At 42.6% G+C, this 19956-nt stretch carries 12 protein-coding genes; 1 reads left to right on the top strand and 11 read right to left on the bottom strand.

Going from position 1 to position 19956, the window contains the following annotated elements; genetic code table 11:
* Position 1 precedes the first annotated feature (1 nt).
* From CLV51_RS26710 to CLV51_RS26660, 11 genes are all read right to left on the bottom strand, one after another.
* Positions 2–3385, bottom strand: a complete 3384-nt coding sequence (locus CLV51_RS26710; protein ID WP_106531175.1) for a TonB-dependent receptor — start codon at positions 3383–3385, stop codon at positions 2–4.
* 145 nt (positions 3386–3530) lie between these two features.
* Positions 3531–4733: a FecR family protein gene (locus tag CLV51_RS26705; RefSeq protein ID WP_106531174.1), complete on the bottom strand. Its 1203-nt coding sequence runs from the start codon at positions 4731–4733 to the stop codon at positions 3531–3533.
* Positions 4734–4795: 62 nt separating this feature from the next.
* A complete protein-coding gene (locus CLV51_RS26700) occupies positions 4796–5401 on the bottom strand; it encodes an RNA polymerase sigma factor (RefSeq protein WP_106531173.1) in 606 nt (201 codons plus the stop codon).
* 182 nt (positions 5402–5583) lie between these two features.
* Positions 5584–5997, bottom strand: a complete 414-nt coding sequence (locus tag CLV51_RS26695) for a hypothetical protein (RefSeq protein WP_106531172.1) — start codon at positions 5995–5997, stop codon at positions 5584–5586.
* A 240-nt stretch (positions 5998–6237) separates the two neighbouring features.
* The gene (locus CLV51_RS26690) at positions 6238–8091 is read right to left on the bottom strand and encodes an OmpA family protein (protein ID WP_158267165.1); all 1854 of its coding nucleotides are present in this window, start codon (positions 8089–8091) and stop codon (positions 6238–6240) included.
* A 25-nt stretch (positions 8092–8116) separates the two neighbouring features.
* Positions 8117–9118, bottom strand: coding sequence for a PorP/SprF family type IX secretion system membrane protein (locus CLV51_RS26685; protein ID WP_106531170.1), 1002 nt, complete (start codon positions 9116–9118; stop codon positions 8117–8119).
* A 19-nt stretch (positions 9119–9137) separates the two neighbouring features.
* On the bottom strand, positions 9138–10907 hold the full coding sequence (locus CLV51_RS26680; protein WP_106531169.1) for a T9SS type B sorting domain-containing protein: 1770 nt from the start codon (positions 10905–10907) through the stop codon (positions 9138–9140).
* 24 nt (positions 10908–10931) lie between these two features.
* Positions 10932–11864 carry a hypothetical protein gene (locus tag CLV51_RS26675; protein WP_106531168.1) on the bottom strand — a complete coding sequence of 311 codons (933 nt, stop codon included), beginning with the start codon at positions 11862–11864 and terminating at the stop codon, positions 10932–10934.
* Between the two features lie 44 nt (positions 11865–11908).
* The gene (locus CLV51_RS26670; protein WP_106531167.1) at positions 11909–13330 is read right to left on the bottom strand and encodes a beta strand repeat-containing protein; all 1422 of its coding nucleotides are present in this window, start codon (positions 13328–13330) and stop codon (positions 11909–11911) included.
* Positions 13331–13399: 69 nt separating this feature from the next.
* Positions 13400–13981, bottom strand: coding sequence for a hypothetical protein (locus CLV51_RS26665; RefSeq protein ID WP_106531166.1), 582 nt, complete (start codon positions 13979–13981; stop codon positions 13400–13402).
* 636 nt (positions 13982–14617) lie between these two features.
* A complete protein-coding gene (locus CLV51_RS26660; RefSeq protein WP_106531165.1) occupies positions 14618–15988 on the bottom strand; it encodes a twin-arginine translocation signal domain-containing protein in 1371 nt (456 codons plus the stop codon).
* 565 nt (positions 15989–16553) lie between these two features.
* Here CLV51_RS26660 and CLV51_RS26655 point away from each other — a divergent pair.
* Complete coding sequence (locus CLV51_RS26655) at positions 16554–19928, top strand: M43 family zinc metalloprotease (RefSeq protein ID WP_106531164.1); 3375 nt, start codon at positions 16554–16556, stop codon at positions 19926–19928.
* The last annotated feature ends 28 nt before the right edge of the window (positions 19929–19956 follow it).

The raw sequence follows: 19956 nt of genomic DNA, 5'->3' as shown, positions 1-19956 counted from the left end.
ATTAAAAGGTTACATTCACTCCAATCGTGTTTATAAGTACCTGCGGGTAAGTGTATCCGCTCTCTCCCACCGGGGCTTCCGGATCAACCCATTTATAAAATTTCGAGATCGTCCAGATATTCTGACCGCTGTAATAAATTTTGAAGTGCCGGATTCCTATTTTTTGCGTCAGCACATCGGGAATATTGTACCCGATCTGTAAGTTCTTTAACCGCAGATAAGAAGCATTTTTCACCCAGAAGGAAGAGGGTGTTCTGGCCGGATCATTGTTGGTATATGAAATCCATAAACGTGGAAAAGTTGCTGTAGGATTGGCGGGGGTCCATCTGTCAAGAAAAATGGTAGTTGGCTTATTAACATTGGCGCCTACTTCACCCAGCATGTTAGCCTGCACATAATTTTTCACTCCTAATGCACCCTGGAAAAAAAAATTTACATCAACACCTTTCCAGCTGATCCCTCCGTTTAAACCATAGGTCATTTTCGGGAAATAACTACCCAGGTAAACCCTGTCTTTCCCATCAATAACGCCATCATTATTGATATCTTTATACATGATATCTCCCGGTGCGATAACACCTCCTCTTTGGGTAGCATGTTTTGCAATTTCATCTTTTGTTTGAAAAATACCTTCACTGATGTAGCCATACAATGAATTAACCGGATAGCCTACCTGTTGGAAGGTACCGGCATTGATATATGGGCCGCTTCCTTTAAGATCCGTAATTTCATTTTTGATGAAGGCGGCATTCATGTTCACATAATAGGAAAATTCATGTACCCTGTTTCTGTACCCGATGGCAAACTCCCATCCTTTATTGGTAACAGCGCCGGCATTCTGATAAGGAGCGGTAAGGCTATAGGGAGCACCAATAGGTAATTGCAGCAAAACGTTATTGGTATTTTTAACAAAATAATCAGCAGTAACAGTGAGTTTATTTTTCAGGAATGTGGCATCCAGCCCGACATCATAAGTAGTAGTGGCTTCCCAGGTGATATTGGGATTAGCCCCAACTACCGGCGCAATGCCGGCAGCTATGGCCTGGCCAAATGAATAATTCAGGCCGGGAGAAACGGTGGCAATGGCAGGATAATTTCCAACTACTGCCTGATTACCCAACATTCCCCAGGAGCCACGTAGCTTTAAACTATTTATTATTGACTGCATCTTTTCAAAAAAATCTTCTCCCGCAATATTCCATCCTGCTGAAAAAGAGGGGAACAGCCCCCATCGGTTAGCAGGCGCAAAACGGGAAGAACCATCATACCTCAAATTGGCTTCCAGCAAGTATTTTTCGTTATAATCGTAGTTGAGCCTTCCGAACACAGATTGCAGGGCCAATTCATTTGCACTGCCTGCATTGGTTTGTCCTGCAGCAGGACCGGCATTTATCTGGGTGATTATATTATTCAGGAAACCCTGGCGGTAAAGTGTATCACTTGTATATCGCTGATATTCCTGTGAATACCCTGCGAGTAATTTAAAGTGATGCAATGCTATATCTTTCTGATACTCCAGTAGTGCCTGCAAATTGGTATAGGTAGCGCTTTCAGCGGTATTGGTCAGGTTATTAGGTCCCTGATATTTAGTTGGTGCGCCGGTTAAATAATCATAGAACTGAATATCTTTTACAAATAATTCTCCCTGAATCATATTCAGTCTGTAACCAAAATTTGGTTTAAAATGTAATCCTTTTACAAATTCCCAATCCGCATTTACATTACCTGCCAGTGTATGGTTGCGTGCTTTGTTGAGGGAGCCTGATTCCAGCCAGGCCATGGGATTACCATCGCCTACATACCCATAATAACCGTTGGCATATTTATAAGGTACCGTATTGGAAACCCGGTAGATCTGACTGATCATTTCGGAAAAAGCAGGTACTCCGAAATAGGCACTCGCAGGCTCTTCAAAGGGAGCATAGATATAACCGAGATTGGCATTAATACTGAATTTCGGGGAGAGTGCTGCATTGATATTAAAGCGGGTAGAATACTTTTTATTATCGGTATGCGGAACAATACCATTCTGATCAAAGTAGCCCAGTGAAAAAAGATATTGCGCTTTGTCATCGCCACCTGTTAAACTCAGATAATGATTCTGCTGCACACCGCTGCCTGCGTAAAACTTCCTGAGCCAGTCTGTATCAGGATGTGCCCCTGTAAGGTCGCTGCCATCTTTAAATTGCCGGATATCAGTATTTGTCCATCTTACATATGCGCCTTCGTTTTTCAGGGCTTCATTGTACAGCGTTGCCTGTTGCCATGATGGTAAATAATCCGGGAGGCGTATCGCCTTCTGTTTACCTGCATAAGCATCATAATGGACCTGCAGATGCCCTTTTTGCCCCCTCTTAGTGGTAATAACCACCACTCCATTGGCAGCCCGTGAGCCATAAATAGCGGCTGATGCAGCATCTTTCAAAACAGAAATATGTTCTATATCGTTGGGATTTACATCTTTCAATGAGCTGATTAAGCCATCCACCACCACCATTGGGGCACTGTTATCAAGTTTTCCGAGTGTTCCAATACCCCGGATATTAATAGTACCCTCATCTCTTCCTGGCTGTCCATTATTTTCCACCACTATAACACCTGCCATAGTACCCTGTAATGCGTTGGTTACATTTGTTACAGGGCGATTATTCAGATCATTGGCAGAGATGGAGGAAACAGCGCCGGTAAGATCTGTTTTCTTTTGTGTACCATAGGCCACCACTACTGTTTCCGTGAGGCTGTTTACTGAAGGTAAAAGTGTAACGGCTAACCGGGAAACAGGACCATTCACTGTTATCTTTTTCTCATATTTATTATACCCGATGATGCTGATCTCAAGTGTATAACTACCGGGAGGTATATTCTCCAATGAAAACTCACCTTTGGCATTAGTGACAATACCTTTCTGGACATCGTTGCCTTTAATAAATACCGAGGCTCCTTCTATATCGGTTCCATTTTCATCCCTGACGATCCCACTGATAATTTCCTGCGGGATCATCTGCTCTTTCGGACTATGATTTCCATCCTCTTTTTTAATGACAATCACATTGTTCCTGATGGACCAGGTAAGACCAGTACCTTTTAAACAACGGTCAAGGATTTCTGATACAGAAATATTTTTCACGTTAATAGAAACCGGTTTAATCCTGCTCAACAGGGAATTATCACATACCACTGCAAAACTGGTTTGCTGTTCAATGGTGGCAAATATTTGTTTGCAAGTAAGATCTTTACCCGAAATAGTCACATTTTGTGAAAAGGATTTCGCATTTACGAAAAATATGCCCGCGAGCAATATGGCTGCAAATTTCATGGTCCCCAGCATTTTCACCGGCAAAAGCCTGCATAAAGGGCAAACTTTGCCACGTATGATTAGAAGCATACCTTTGTTATGCTTTGGATTTGATTGATGTGAAGATGTCTTTTTTAGTGAGAGCGTCTCTTATCAGTAAACCAAACATTCGCCGGGAGTGGTTCCAAGCACTTCCGGTTTTTTATAGCCTTCCGGAGCTGTCAGATTACAATATTTATTTTGTCTTTCGCCCGGGCATCACGATGATTGTATCGCCTGCAGTTCTGAAATGGACATTCCCTGTTTCTTCCAATATTTCCAGCAATTGGTTGACATTGCTCTTTCGTGGTAACATTCCGTAGAATTTATTTTGCGGGATATTGCCTTCATATTTAACTTTCACATCGTACCAGCGTGCAATCTGACGCATGATGGTGCCTATTCCGGCACCGTCAAATCTGAATTTTCCTTCTTTCCATGCCAGTACCTCATTCATGTTTGCCGTGGTAATTTTAAGATCATTTTCTCCTGCAGATAAGCTGGCTTGTTGTCCGGGTTTGATCAATTTACCCGATGTACCATAAAACACCTTTACAGCGCCCTGCATCAGGGTTGTTTTTATAGTTGCTTCGTCCGCATAGGCATTCACGTTAAAACTGGTTCCCAGCACCTCTACAGTAACTTTACCGGCACTTACCATAAACGGCTGATCTTTACTTTTGGCTACCTCAAAATATCCTTCTCCGGAAAGCGCCACTAACCTGTTACGTTTCCCTGTAAATGCTGTCGGAAAATGCATAGAAGACGCTGAATTCAGGCGTATTGCTGACCCGTCAGACAGTACCACCTCGCATTGACCACCTTTTAGCGTTTCTATATTATTGTAAACTTCCCTCATGTTGTTCGTTCCGGTAATTTCATATAACAACCGGCCGTTGGCTGATTTCACAATCTTTACATCTCCCTGAACAAACACGGTACCATTTGCTACACTGTCCAGGTTAATTTTTGATCCGTTCCCCAACGTGAGAATAACGCTGTTACTTCCGGAAATAATGTGGGCCATCTTTACCGGGGAAAGGCCGGCATCTGTATTCCGCCATTTGAAATATAGCCAGCCTCCTGTAGTAATAACCAGCAATAAAACTGCTGCAGCAACAGTACGAAGCCAGGGGAAAAGCTGTTTTACCCGAACAGCTGCAACCGGTTGCAGCTTACGTCTATTCAAAATCTCCTTCCACATCTGCTGCTCTATCTCTGGTGTCCAGCTGTTTGTTTTATTCTTATTACCATCACTCAACAGATGAAAAAAATCTTCTTCCAACAGATGATCATAGTTATTCTCTGAAATAGCATTGCGCAACTCCTCCCAGCTTTCTTGTGATAGCTGGTTATTTTTTAATAATTCCAATAGCAATAGAAAGCGTTCTTCGGTCATTTATGGCATTTTTCAAGATAAAGACGATCCTCCACCCCAAAAGAGTCAATCAGCAAGAAAAATCAACGGGGAGAAATTAAAAAAGAAGACAATGCGATTGCAATAAGAATATCGTAGTGAAAATTTTGATTTATATAAAGCCGAACAGATTTTCTGGCTAATCCAAGGTGTCTTTTAATAGTTTCTTTAGACAATTGCAATCGGGTGGCAATTTCATCCAGGGAAAGCCCCATCTCGTGGGCAAGCAAGTACACCTGCTTTTGTTGCGGAGGAAGCTGATTAACAGCAGATTGAAACAGGTATTGGGCATCTTTTTCTTCTACTTTCTTTCCTGCATCATTCACCTCTTTCGGTAGCTGATTATACAGCCTGTCCAGTTGTTTCGACTGTGCTACTATCTTTTTTAAATAATCAAATAATGTATTACGGGCAATAATAAACAGGTAATTTTCAAGGCTTTTCACCTTAACCAGGGAAGCCCGATTGTCCCAAATCTTAATAAAAGTTATTTGCACTATTTCCTTAGCCAGGTAACTGTCTTTTACGTAGACAATTACTGCATTGTACAGATCTCTGTTGAACTGATGATATATCGTATTAAAGGCGATCTCACTTCCACATGACAACTGCTCCAATAATTCGTAGCTATTTTCTAATTTGCTCGACAACGCAAAATTATTTTAATTAAATGCACCCTAAAATTAACTAAAAAACGCTGATATATAATATCATTCACCTACAATTACAGGAAAATAGTCGCCTTGGGTACTTGAATAAGATATTTTAATTTTCCTTAATGAATAATTTTTAAATTAAGGCCAGTAAAATGGGCTGATTAACTTCCATTATTTCAGGCTGCATCCCAACAAACAGGAAATACATTAAAAGTGGTTACTTTCCCTCCTCCTATTTTCATAAAGACGGCGTACCTGCTGTCACAGGATTGCCCTATTATTACTTTTTTATTCACGTCCAGTGTAAGTGCCCATTTGAAATTATAAAAACGTGCAGGCCAATTACCTGGTTTATAATTATCCGCTGCACCTGTTAATCTTCCACAACTTATTAAAATGTCACCAGTACCATTTTCCTCTTTAGCCATTACCGGCAATCTGAGGTGTACACCATTGTCCAGCATTTTTTCAAAAACGCTCCATATTCCGCTTTCCCAGGCTTTGAGAAAAGTGATCGCCACCTGTTCTATCATTTCCTGATCATTTTTTTCCGGCATGTTATCCGCTTCATTCAAGTATTGGTACTTCATATTTTATGATTTCACTTTGATTGAATGACAATTGTTCCTGTCATCGTACATGCTCAACGCCAACATGATTATGTTTATGTACTTTCTGCCGGACTATAATAAATATTTTTATTGTTGAAAGATGAAATACCGGCCAGGAATGGCCAGTACGTTCAGCTAACAGTTATGAGCACCCATGCTTATGAAACACAGGAATAACATTCTTTATAAAACATTCAACGTATTGTTTACTTTTACTTTTCACCGGTATATCACTTTCAGACAGGCGCGCCTGTTCTCTCTATGCTGCGCGCCGGTACATGGCACACCAGCTATGCAGCCATTCACAATTCCCTTTTTACCTATATTTTGGTAATACAAACGACCGGGAATAATGCCTCCTTTTCTCAGGTAATCCAATAAAGTGAAACAGCGTAATGCCGAAAGATCTATATTATAAGTATCGGTACCACGACAATCAGTAGCAGCAATAATGAACAGCTTCCAACCAGGATGACGTTTCATGATATCTTCCACCTGTGCCAGCATAGCAACAGATCCCGTCTCCAGTGAAGCACTGTTGTATTTAAAATAGAAATTAAATGATTCCAGCTGGCAGATATCTGCCTGTTCTTCTTTTGTGAGCTGCAGTGGTGCCGCAGGTTTAAGCGGTACCGATACAGCTATATTTGTTCCTTTCCTTTGCCCTGGTGTTCTTACCGGAATAGGTTTCAAATCCGGTAAGACCTGTTTGTAACGTTTAAAATGTAGTATATCCATAAAATAATAAATATCATCACTGCCACAACCCTCCGGGCGGTTGGATGACAGGTAACCTTCTATACCGCTGCTTTTAAGCACCATGCCAAAATCGTCTGCCCCGGAATTGAAGGGTGGTGGTAAATGAAACGGAGAGCCCCAGTGATCCTTATTACCACTCGCAATGTATATATCATATCCGCCCATACCCACTCTTCCTTTACTGGAAAAATATAGCAAGCCGTCTTCGTTTATCACCGGGAAGTTTTCTGCTGCTGCAGTATTAATGCCTTCCCCACAATTTTTTGGCGTTCCCCAATTGCCATCCGGTTGTTTTTCACTGTACCAGATATCTGTTTGCCCGAGGCCACCCGGCTTATCAGAAACAAAATAAAGTGTGTTACCATCATGACTCAGCGCAGCGTGACCGGAAGAAAAACCATCCTGGTCCACACCGGGGATCATCACTGGTTTGCTCCATACACCATTGCGTTTTGCAGACCAGTACAGTTTCAGGCGACGCACCCCATTCACCGGGTCATGGCGTATAGTTCCCTCCTGTACATTCATGGTAAGATATAAGGTATCTCCGGCCATGTTTGCCGCTACCGGGCCTATGTGATAATGATATTTATCCAGCAGCTCAGGATAACATGCATTCCCCTCAAAAAATGTTTTGTCGCCGCTCTTATACGCGCTGTACTGATACGGTTTGTAGAAAGGCTCCTCTGTGCGGTTATCAATAGCAGGATGTAACTCTTTTTTTCCAGCAAACAGCATCCTGCGTCTGCCGTTCGATACCAATATAATATCCTCGTTCTTTATGCTGCAAACCCAATCTGATGCTGCTGTGTTCAGGCTTTCCATGTTAAAGAAAGGAAGGTTATCTGTATCTGATTTCCATATTATCGCGGAATCACAACTTTGCAAAGCCAGTTGTTTTAAGCGTATACTATCAGCATTGAAAGTGATAAATTGTTGAAATTGTGTGCGCGCACTATCATATCGTTCCAGGTTACAAAGCACTGCTCCATATCCGTAATTTGCAGCAGACGGGCATCCTGGCTGTTTAAGCCATTCGCGGTACCAATAAGCGGCCTCATTAAAATGTCCGGTTTCCTGATTACATTTTGCCAGCCGCTCCTGTAAAGCGGCTGTTATTCCTTTTCCATTCTTTACTGCGGCCACCTTATTGTAAAAAATATTTGCCGTTGCATACTCCTGCCGGGCATATGCTTCCGCTGCAAGCTGCAACAGCTCCTTCTGTTCCTGGGCATGTACATGCAGGCTGGAACATACCGCCAGCAGCAATATGGTGCAACAACGTATTATGCGGTATGTAAATCCTATGTACATTTTTTTACTTTTTTGAGAAGATGAATTAAAAATAACGGGGATTAGTAATGTTATACTTTTTAGAAGGAAACAACCACCCCAAAGACAATTCATGCGAACCACCCTGATACCCGGCCATCCTGTTCACGTTCAGATCATAGGAATAACCAATGCGCAACTGGTTTGTAGCATAAAATTCAACCATGATGCTGGCTGCATCCAGGGTATTCAGGTCATTTGGTAATGCTGATTTCCACAACTTCAGGCTGGTGCGATAAGAAGCGCCTACCCATAATTTTTCGCTCAATAACAAAAAGGCATTCAGATCGACGTTGGTAGGACCTTTAAAATCTTCTTTTATCATCACAGAAGGTTTCAGTTTCAGGTTATCACCAACATTAAATACCGTACCTGTGGTAAGATATAAATGCTGGGTTTTACGAATGGTTGCATAGTGGTAAGCTCTCCAGGTGTAATTTGTGACATCTGTATAGAGCGAGAACAGATCCATTACAGACACTCCCAGGTAAAATGAAGGTGTGTAATAATATATCCCGAAACGTGCATCAGGGATAATCGTAGTAGTCTTTCCTGCGGGGATAGCAAAATCATTGTTATCTATATACTGTAAAGCCGTTCCGTCTATGGCATATTGCGTCACCCCTACTCCGATCCCCAGGCAAAGCCTGCGTGTATCTTCATCATCAAATGGTATACGATAAGCATAAGAACTGTATAATGATAACGCTTCCTGCGGCCCCAGGTTATCAAACGATGCCTGTATACCTACGCCTACACGGTTGTCGCGGACACCGGTCAATCCGTCTAATGAGATACCACCTGTACGTGGTGCACCCGGGAAGCCTACCCATTGATGACGGTAAGATGCATTTAAATACCAGCTCTCCTTATAACCTGCATATGCGGGGTTTACGCTCAGGCCATTAAACACGTACTGACTGAACTGCACATTTTGCTGGGCCTTTGCTTTCAATATTCCCGCTCCCAGCAGCAGGATCATTGCGTATGTTTTACATTTGCGTTGCATGGCTTTTAGTGTTTGGTGTTTAACGCAGTATTTCTACCCATCCTTTATAAATTTTCTTTCCATCTGGTGTTCTCACTTCCAGTATGTAGAAATAAGTACCTTCGTTAATGCCGTTACCAGTCCAATCATTGTGATAATCTTTCGACTGGTACACCATACCACCCCAGCGGTTATAGATATAAATTCCTGATCCCGGATATTTTTCCAGTCCACCAATAATGAAGCGATCATTTTTACCATCACCGTTCGGTGTAAACGTATTGGGAATAAACAATGTGAATCCTTCTACTTCAATGGAGGATACAGCTATGTTATTCGCCATATTCGCATCCGGTTCAAAGGAGGTAACGGTAGCCATGTTCACCAGCGGCCCGCCTTCAATGATCCGGCACACCATGGTAAGATGTGTTTCTTCATTACCATTCATTGCACCTGGTTTCCATCTAATGATCTTTTTATTTACATCCACCGCTGCCAATCCTTTTTCCGCTATTAATGATTTCGGCAGCATGAGACCTGCTGGTAAGGTATCCGTTACTACTACATTGGTAAAGTCGATATTACTTTTGTTGGTGACCGTTATCCTGTAGGTAACATCCATGCCTATACGATATGGCGGGTTAAAAGGGTTAATCACTTCTTTGCCAATAGACAGATCTCCTTTTACCTGGATAGGGCTATAATCTACTGACTTGCTGAAATATTCGTTCATGCCCAGTGTGGTAACAAAATCCCTTGCATTCACATAAGTACCCGCCTGCGTAGCACCGGTTGTAAGATTACCGGGTGTTAATACACCTGACGCAGGCACCGTATCCCATACCTGTTTCACATGATCATAACGGGTTACATAACTGGAATCCCTTTTAGTGGTAAACACGCTGCCTTCCAACGCCTGCGGGTGTTGCAGCGTGATGCGGGTAGCAGCAGTTTCATTATTTTCTTTCCCTATACTCCAGGTGATTTGTACAAACGATGTCATACCACTACTGCCCGTAACGGCATGATCGTATACCTGGTTAAATGATCTTACCTTAAAATCCTGCGCAGTGCCTTTGTATAAAATAGCCGCCGGTGTATAAAAATTGCCATCAGCTCCAACTGGAAATACGACCGTACCCGAAGCGCTATTTATTTTCCTGCGGTATAAATAGCCACCATTAATGCCTGAGCCGGTAACAATATACCGGTCTCCTGTGTAGCCGCTTATAGCACCGGGGCCATTATTACCTACCAATAAATTATTATTATTTAACCATAGTTTACCATTGACAAAGCTGAGTGTATTGCGCACCTGGGCATCCGTTGAAGCCACCAAAAAAACATGTTGCGGGTTATCTATTTGCAGATTGGGAAATGCTGCCCCATTACGGGTATCCACATGAAAGCCACCTGATAATGATTGCGGCAGGTTTTGCGAAACGGCAAAATTATTGAACCAGAAAAGTCCTCCTGTACCTGTAAATGAAGCCGGAACAGACGAACCGGCAACATAACTGTTTTCATCCGGCAGTGTAGCATGGCTGTCATTAGTCCATAACAATCCCATAAATCTCACTACAGCACCTGGCTCTGATCCAACATTTCCGTCATTGGTTACATCACAGAACACGCCTACCGTATCTCCGCCATGCACGAATATATTGGCCTGCGGCGCAATGTACAGGCCGGATTGTGCAGCAACAGGTGTACTTACCCAAAGCCCTGCCAGTATAAAAGCAATCAGCTTTATACTGCCGCTGCTTTTTACAACCGGTACCGTCGTTATGCTATGTTCAGTGCTGTTCATGCTGCTGCTTAATTGGTGTATTACTCAATTCAGGATATAAGTAACTGTAGCTCCGGCTAAATAAGCAATGGGCCAATCTCCCGGATAATCATTTGCTACAGCAAGCGTTAATGTAGCATTAGCCACCGGCTTAAACACGCCTGAAACCTTAATGAAATAAGCAATGTAGCCAGGGGTTCCATCCATCTGCCCCTGCATGGGAAGTATATTATTAAGTATAGTGCCTGTGATCACAGCATTGATACCGCCGCCAGTTGGCTCATAAACACAGGCGGAAAAAACATCAGCAGAGGATACTCCCTGAAACCCTACATTGCCTTCTACAGCTGTAGTACCAGTGACAGGATAACTGGGATTAATCAATCCAACGGTAGTAACCGGCAGGTAATATTCAAAAGTACAGACCTGCCCCGCAGCCACCTGGATCTGTAACTCAGACAATCCATAATAACCGTTTCTGTTGTAAGTAGCACTGTTACTGATAGTACTTGCGCTTGCAAGGCCCAGATAAGTACCGGCTGATGTACTGCTACCACCGGTGTTTTGTGTAAGTACATATGTGTTGCTTGTTTTCTTAACAAACGAAGATGCTAAATTCTGTACCCAGCGTACCTGGTCATGATAATACACTTTTCCATCACTGGCGCTGTAGATCATCATTCCTGCAGGTACAGGATTGGCGATACCGGTAGTATCGGTTATACGCGGCAGCAATAATCCTTTTCCATTACCAGCACCGGCAGGAGATGTAAGATCCAGCAGTGCCTTACTGTTAGGTGCATAAATCCCTACTCCTATTGCACTTGCGCTGTCTATGGGTTTACCCTGCATGCGCAGGCTGTCTGTGGCTTTATGATTACCCAGGTTATCGCCCATCTTTATATTCTGCCCAAAACAGATCATGCCCGTTACAGATAAAACTACCGTCATCAGCCATTGCTTTATAAAAATGCGCATAACTTCCATATTTAGTTTTGCAGAACTTTTTCGCCCTTTCATGACTACCTGTGTATGTAGGTTACCACCAGTCGTTTTCCATCAATAGCGGTGGTAGTGCCGGATGCGAAGTTTGCCAGGGTAACCTTTACCGTATTGGTGCCTGTAGCAACAGCCGACAAGATGGCAATAGCTGTGCTGGCAGTATTAAAGGAGGCCAGATCTGCGTTGAGGAAATTAACCGTAATTCCATCATCTGTGGTTGCACCCGGAACGGCTAATGTAACGGTGGTTGCAAAATTGGTGCTGCTGCCGGAAGTATTCAGATTAGCGTCAGTGCCTGCCGGAATAGCCACCGTATCTTTTGCAACAAAACCTGCACTAAAGGAAGCTGTTTTCACAACACCATTGGCATCTCTTACCAATACCAGGTCAGTAGTAGCTGTGCTGGCAATGGGGTTATTGATCTGCAAACTATCATTCGCAATTACATTGTTATTAAAAGTTTTTACACCACTGAAGGCTTGCGTACCGGCAGTAACAACACCGGCATTGGTAGCATTCGCGCCCTGCATATTGAGCTGAAGCGTATTACCTGTAACTGTTGCCGTTATTGCCTTTCCGTCCTGACCACTGGTAGTAACTGCCGTAGTACCCACTGTTGTTATCGCACCTGCTGCCGTAGTAATGGCCGCCACATTGGTTTTCTTTACCACTCCGCTGGACACATCCATCAACAAAAGACTGTCTGTTGCCGTTATTCCTCCGGAGTTGCCTATACCGGTATTGCTTAATGTAAGACTACCACCCAACGTGCTGGCACCTGTTCCTACAGTGAATGTATTGGTACCTGTTACACTTGTATTACCATTGAAAGAGGAGGCACCATTGGCTGTTAATGTGCCTGTGAATATGGTATTTCCGTTGAAAGTTTTATTACCCCCAAAGGTTTGTGCTGCTGTAGTTATCAAACCGGGATTAATTGCATCTGCAGGTTGCAATGTAATGGTTACATCTCCTGTTCCTGAAACAGGGCTGAGAGAAAAGCCGTTGCTGTTTGGTGCACTGCCTCCTGCAGCTGCCAGCAGCGATGTGACTGCCGCGCCAGTGGAGGAAGAAGCAAATGTTACCCAAACACCATTCTGGCGAACATAAAATTTATTATTGTTGCTGTTGTACACAATCATACCGTTCAGGGGAGTAGTGATAGCCGTAGTATCTGTGATACGCGGTATCAGTATGGAGCTGTTGCTGCCATCTACCTGCAATGCAACATTATTGTTGGCCATTACAGCCGTACCGATAGCAACACCTTTGGCATTTACAATAAAATTATTTTGCATTCTCAGCGTATCAGTTGCTTTGTGATTACCAAGATTATCGCCAAAACGTACCTGGGCCTTCACTGTAACTGTTACCATCATTCCTGCCATTATTAAGATCAACAGGGAAAAAAGCTGTTTCAATTTCATAGATGTTGATTTCATAAAATTTGATTTTGTTTGATCATTAATAATAATTAAACCCACTACAGATAAAATACACAGTTGCCTGCGTTATGATTTTTTGCGGAGTACAGCCAACGTGAGCCTAAGGCTTGGTGGAGTAACTATAGCGGATATACCATTTACTACTGTTATTTCAACAGTATCACTGCCTGTTACTTTTGCCTTCGCTATAAATAGTGAATCATTAAAAGTATCCGATGGTGTTACTGCGATGGCATCACCCGGCTTTGCTCCTTTAAGGGTAAATACCAGTTTCACCACTTCATTATTGGTAAAGGTGACATGGCCATCTCCCGGATAAGGCGCCGGTAAAGCGGGAAAGGTAGTGGTGGAAACCACTGCCTGATAGATAGCTATAGGGATAATGAAACCCGTTGCTGTATCCGTTTGCAGGCTATTATCAACGGAAGCTCCCAATTCCATCCATTTTGAATAATGACGTACATACAAATGTTGTCCGTTTACCGGGCTTATAATATAGATCAGCATTCCATCCGGTGGACTTAAGAGATTGATCAGCGAAGTATCCTGCAACCTGGGCAATAATAAACCCTGATTGGCACTCTCTAATTCCAATAGTGATGCCTTTTTGATATTAGTAGGATTACTACCAATTTTAACCTGGGCCATCAATGTATTGCTTTGGCTGATAAGGAAGCATATTAGTACAAGTAATATCGGCAGCTTTGAGATTGCAGTTATTCGCTTTTCAGAGTAGTGAAGCTTTCTCATAGACAATCATTTATTTTTGGTATAGTTACCTGACCTGCATCGCAAGTTTCAATGCATTCCCTGCCGGTAACATATTTCTATGTATCCGAAATGATCCGGGAAATTTAGCCAGGTAATTATATTTGTTTAACAAAAACCAACTGGGGAACTTCTTTATACAGTTACAATATCGTGTGAGATAATTATTTATTGCAAACCCTATCTACCGGCTTCGCTCAACTGATCCGGCAGTTTTACAAACAGGTAATTTTATCATTTTATCCGACCCTCCTTTTAATAAATCCCGATTTAAAATTGCAGCAATGATTTCAGTGTTGTAGGGATGATGTTCTGATTTTTACTATCATCTTAAGAGCAAAATAAAAGATAAAGTATAAGATAAACAATACCCCTTTTTCGGTATATCAAATAAAATATTCTCCTGAACTGTACTGAGCGTAGCATTCAGATAAAGATATCAACAGGCAAATGAGTAAGGGGATCAGGGTTAACAACAATGTTAAAAACTATTTCCGGTTGCAGGAATTTAGTTGACTATATATCCGGGGAATCTAACTTATAAAATCCTACTCCATGTGCAGGAATTGTGGGGGAAAACGTTCCGGTTATTTTACCTGATTCAGATTTATTCCATATATCTTTTACAAGGGCACCTTCCGGAAAACCAATATCTACCAAACCCTGATCAATAACGCGTGAGGTGAGTCCTGTATTGAATATCGCCAGGTATTTAATATTAGTGCCGTGTACTGTACTTATCCACTTTCTTGTTGAAGCATCCCCATAAATTTCTCTTTGCTTCGATCCATTTTTATTTGCATCCAGGGCATCCCTGTTTATCAACACATCTAATGTAAACGCATCATTTGCTCTTACATCACCACCCATGATTAAAGGTGACCGCGATATACAATGAAGCGTCATACACGTTTTTACTTCATCGTTCGTCAGCTTTGTCCAAATTACTTTTCCCGGATCCGGGCCCCAATTATCCCTCAGCTGCCCGAATGGAAGCATATCAAGATCAGCCCATGTACCATTTTTAGTATAAGGGGCCCAATCTCTTGCACTATCAAACTGCTTATATATATCATTCCAATGATCCCATACGTCTGAAGTTACTCTCCACATTTCCATGTTGTTCTGCAAATTGGCCGCATGCTGTAAATTAGGACCTCCCCCAGGCGAACCACTTATTAAGATAGGTCGTTTCAATTTTGCTCTCCCGGTATGATAACCGCTAACCTCAAGGCTTTCGTAAGGGTCCACTAAATCATCAATTTTGAGGAAATCTATACCCCATTGGTTATACAACTCAAATTGCGCATCAATATAGGCCTGAGCACCCGGGTGCTTCATATTTAAACCATAGTTATAGATACACCAGGAACTTACATTACTTGTATCCGTTACATTTTTTGTATGATAAGTAGTTCCCTTGACAGGTGGATTAGCATTATATATATCCTTAAACATGCCTCTGAAAATATGGAACCCAAATTTTAACCCTTTACTATGTATATAATCTGCCAGGGGCTTAAAACCATTACCATTGGCAGATGACGGGAACTTAGTGATATCAGGTATAAGCCGCCCATATTTATCCCAGGCGTTAGTCCTGGTGGTATTATCCTGATACCATTCAGCATCAAGAATTACGTATACATAACCAGCATCCTTCATCCCTGAGCTGACCATATAATCCGCTATTTGTTTTATTATATCTTCGTTTGCTGCCCCCTGGAAACAATCATAAGTATTCCATCCCATAGGAGGTACAGATGCCAGTAAAGGGTTTCCCCTATCAGCAAATGCTTTTTGAACGGAGAATGGCAGCATACCTGAAAGCCCGGCTGCACCTGCCAATAATGCTGATTTTTTTATAAAGTCTCTTCTCGAATCCATCGTAAAAGGTATAAAATTAGTTTGCGTAATTTATATATTTTGTATGAGCGATGCTAGCATTATTTTTAAAAATCATCACTCATTTATTATGCCGGCATATAATCATTCATAGTCAGGATATAATTAGCATTCCTATGTTAATAAAATAATCAACAAGGTTAATATCGGCAAAGAAGTAATCAATTCCTGCATATGCAGCTACCAGGCTATATGTTAAATTCGTGTTGTAGCAATCCATAGCAATTACTGTGACGAGCACCTATGTACTCTTTTCTATGGAATATTCAGTGAACACCATATTATGAAACCAAAAGAATATCAGATCGACCGTAATGAATCTTCTCCGCCCTGCAGGCCACTATAATCAATAATACCATTATCTGAACAATCATTTCATCACCAAAAACAGTCTAATGAGATAACCACCCTCACAACACCACCCTGAGCGCGTACAGCTATATTTTCTTACAATTATCTGTTGCCTCATCCTACGTTTTTTTTTATTGCTGCTCGTAGCATACCGCTACCTGTAATCACACTTATGTCAATATTTTAAACCTGTTTTATGTTACAATTATCCAAAAAGATAATAGGGCTATTGCTATGCCTGACCGTCAGTATAGGGTCTGCGGCGCAGCAAAAGGTACCGGAGGCGCCCTTGCCGGACCATTGTGCTTCTTCCCGGGTTATGCTGGAATTATACAAACAGCATCCTGCCACCAAAATAGCAGCCGGCAATCAGGAAGCCAACATCAAAAAATTCATTGCTAATCTGCGCCAGCAGCGGGTTGCGCAAACTGCACAACCTGTACAGTATACCATACCGGTGGTATTTCATATCAATGATCCGGTAAATCCTTATAAAGTAACGATAGAGCAAATCCGTTCTGCCATGGAGATCCTTAACCAGGATTATAATCTGCAGAATGCTGACTACTCTCAGATTGATCCCCGGTTTATTGGGCTGGCAGCCAATCTGCATATCACTTTCCGTCTTGCTGATATAGATCCGCAAGGTAACCCTACCAACGGTGTTACTTATCATTACAATGATCTGGATGGCCGCTCCCCGGATGGTTCCGGTGCTGCGGTAAAAAGTATTTCCTGGTGGCCTTGTGAGAAATACCTGAATATCTGGATTGTGAGTGAAGTAGAGCAGAAGGGCGTATTTAATAATTCCGGCTGGACTTACCTGCCGGATAATTGGGTGGCTGATAATCACCTGGATGGCGTGATGTATAACTGGCGTTATCTTGGTGCGCCCGGGGTTGGCTGTTCTGAAAACGGTTACCCGAATATGAAACGCGTACTCACGCATGAAGTAGGTCACTACCTTAACCTGTGGCATACTTTTGAGAATGGCTGTAATGCACCCGGTGATTATATTGATGATACCCCGCCTACACAGTCGAACTTCGGCGGTTGTAATTTAAGTGCCAACTGGTGCGGCGTTGTGGCCAACGTTGAAAATTATATGGACTATTCTTCCTGCACCAAAATGTTTACCAACGGCCAGAAAGACCGTATGATGGCGGCGCTGAATGATACGGTGGCACATCGTAGTAATCTATGGTCAGCAGCTAATCTTGCCGCTACGTTATTGTCTAATTTATCCAAAAGGATTGTGCCTGGTTTCTCCATTTTTACCGAAAGTGATGCGAATGATGGAAGTGTAACGGTAACGGATACACTAAGAATGATGGGAGGCGCAAAATTTGCTTTCAGCAGCGGCTACATGACTCAGGGCAGCCACTTTACGGTACAAAATTTACCTGCAGGCCTGGGGACAGTTATCCAGGTTGTTAATGATACTACCGCCGTGCTGTCATTTAATGGCAAGGCTACTCAAAATAATGTTGTCGATAATACAGACAACATAAAGCTGACGTTTCTGGACGCCGCTGTACAGGGAGGGGTAAGTACATTGTATCGCTCAGGTCTTATTACATTAGGTATTCACTTCGTGGATCCGTACAAGATCGTTTATGGTAATCTTCCTAATATTGTGGTCAATACTTCCAGTACATGGACGTATTTCAGTTTTGGTGTGGGAGATGCAACATTCGGCGGATGGTTTGACAACGGAAAATTACGATTGGAAACATACAAGAAGGCAGCAGTATGTGAGGGCGTTACACATAATATCTCCCCGCTGGTTGCAAATACCATAATTGGAGGCAACTCTTCTTTTGTTAATGGTGGCGACTACCCGGATGAACTTGACATTTACAGTAATGCCTATACGAAATGGGCGGGCCAAACAGGTTTTATCGGCGTGAAATTCAGTATTAACGGAAAGCCGCGTTATGGCTGGATACGTATAACTGTGGCTGCTGATGGCAGCAGTTACACCATAAAAGACTATGCCTGGAATGAAGCTCCCAATGGTAGCATCGCAGCAGGAGATGCAGGCTCCTCCACGCTTTCATGGTCTGCCTCGCAAGTTTATGAAGCCAAAGCCAATGATGGCAGCATTACAGATACCGTGGAAGTAGCTGCACTGGGTAGCACTTTTGCGATTAGTTCCGGCAACTTTACACCTGGTGTTCATTATACAGTCAGTAACCTGCCGGCCGGACTGGGTGTACAACTGACTGCACTCAATAATACTACGGCACATTTAACATTTACGGGCAAAGCCTCCAGCAACAATGTGGCCGATAACACTAGCTTTACCGTAAACCTATTACCGGCGGCCTTTAGCAACAACCAGACAGTAGATAATGCCAACAAACAGATCAGCATTAATTTCCGGGATCCATATAAGATCAAATATGTAAAAGTAAATGATACCGTCTTTACCGTTAATCCTACCCATACCTGGTTTTATTTCCTGGTGGATAGTATTAATGATGCGAATTACGGATTATGGGCGGATACCGGGAAGCTAAGGTTGGAAACCTATAATAAGCCAATGGTTTGCAAGGGTAACACCCGGAACATAGCCCTGCTGCCGGCCAATACCAATATCAGTGATACGTCTAACTTTGTACCGGGAGCACCTTTTCCGGATGAACATATTCTTAGCAACGCTGCCTATACTGTATGGAAAGGCCAGACAGGTTATGCCGGCTTCACTTTTACCACCCGTGGAGATACTTACTATGGCTGGTTCAGATTTAAAGTATCGCCTAGCGGTCTCGGATATACGTTGATGGACTATGCATACAATACCCTTCCCGGGGGCAGCATCAGAGCCGGGCAAATGACAGAGCCGGTAGATTCTGCTGTAAATGCGCAGGACTACTGCCCTGCCAGTACTTTGCTGAACTATAACAGCATCACGCGCGTCCGTTTAGCCAACCTCGATAATTCATCACAGTGGGATGGCTACAGAGATTTCACCGCGCAATCTGCTACTGTAACAGCCGGGCAATCATATCAACTGGAAATCAATCTGGGTATTGAATCCTGGCCGGATATATCTGTGGCCGCCTGGGTTGACTGGAATGGTGATAAACAACTCGACGATGCTACAGAAAAAATATTTGTGAAGCGTGGCAGTGGTCCATTTAAACAAACGATTACAGTACCTGCCAACGCAAAAACAGGGTCTACATTATTACGTGTGCGGATGGGTTATGGCAGTAATGTGACACCTTGCGGCATTGACAATTACCAGGGAGAAGTAGAGGACTATACCGTGAAAGTAACCGCAGGCACTGCCTTACAGGAAAAACCTTTGCTTGCTGCTACTTCTTTAACGGCTACCAGTCCTTTTACAGACAGGATCAATATCAGCTATCAATCAACTGTTGAAGGTCCGGTAATGGTTCGTCTTTATAACCTTAATGGTGCTATGATGAAACAACAGACTGGGCATGTAACAAAAGGGGCAAATGCATTACAGTTAAATAATCTGTCTGCATTATTACCCGGATTTTATGTGATTGATATCTCCCATGGTATTAAACACTATTCGGTGAAAGTGGTTAAATAGAGAAGATAATAAACCATACTGCAAGGGC

It is taken from the genome of Chitinophaga niastensis (assembly GCF_003014755.1).
GTDB classification, from domain to species: domain Bacteria; phylum Bacteroidota; class Bacteroidia; order Chitinophagales; family Chitinophagaceae; genus Chitinophaga; species Chitinophaga niastensis.
The sequence above is the reverse complement of the archived record's forward strand: the minus strand, read 5'-3'. Positions and strand labels throughout refer to the sequence as shown.

Bases quoted from the DNA above. Each gene is read 5' to 3' on its own strand.
- CLV51_RS26710 (WP_106531175.1), bottom strand. From the start codon at position 3,385: ATGCTTCTAATCATACGTGGCAAAGTTTGCCCTTTATGCAGGCTTTTG.
- CLV51_RS26705 (WP_106531174.1), bottom strand. From the start codon at position 4,733: ATGACCGAAGAACGCTTTCTATTGCTATTGGAATTATTAAAAAATAAC.
- CLV51_RS26695 (WP_106531172.1), bottom strand. From the start codon at position 5,997: ATGAAGTACCAATACTTGAATGAAGCGGATAACATGCCGGAAAAAAAT.
- CLV51_RS26690 (WP_158267165.1), bottom strand. From the start codon at position 8,091: ATGTACATAGGATTTACATACCGCATAATACGTTGTTGCACCATATTG.
- CLV51_RS26685 (WP_106531170.1), bottom strand. From the start codon at position 9,118: ATGCAACGCAAATGTAAAACATACGCAATGATCCTGCTGCTGGGAGCG.
- CLV51_RS26680 (WP_106531169.1), bottom strand. From the start codon at position 10,907: ATGAACAGCACTGAACATAGCATAACGACGGTACCGGTTGTAAAAAGC.
- CLV51_RS26675 (WP_106531168.1), bottom strand. From the start codon at position 11,864: ATGCGCATTTTTATAAAGCAATGGCTGATGACGGTAGTTTTATCTGTA.
- CLV51_RS26670 (WP_106531167.1), bottom strand. From the start codon at position 13,330: ATGAAATCAACATCTATGAAATTGAAACAGCTTTTTTCCCTGTTGATC.
- CLV51_RS26665 (WP_106531166.1), bottom strand. From the start codon at position 13,981: ATGGCCCAGGTTAAAATTGGTAGTAATCCTACTAATATCAAAAAGGCA.
- CLV51_RS26660 (WP_106531165.1), bottom strand. From the start codon at position 15,988: ATGGATTCGAGAAGAGACTTTATAAAAAAATCAGCATTATTGGCAGGT.
- CLV51_RS26655 (WP_106531164.1), top strand. From the start codon at position 16,554: ATGTTACAATTATCCAAAAAGATAATAGGGCTATTGCTATGCCTGACC.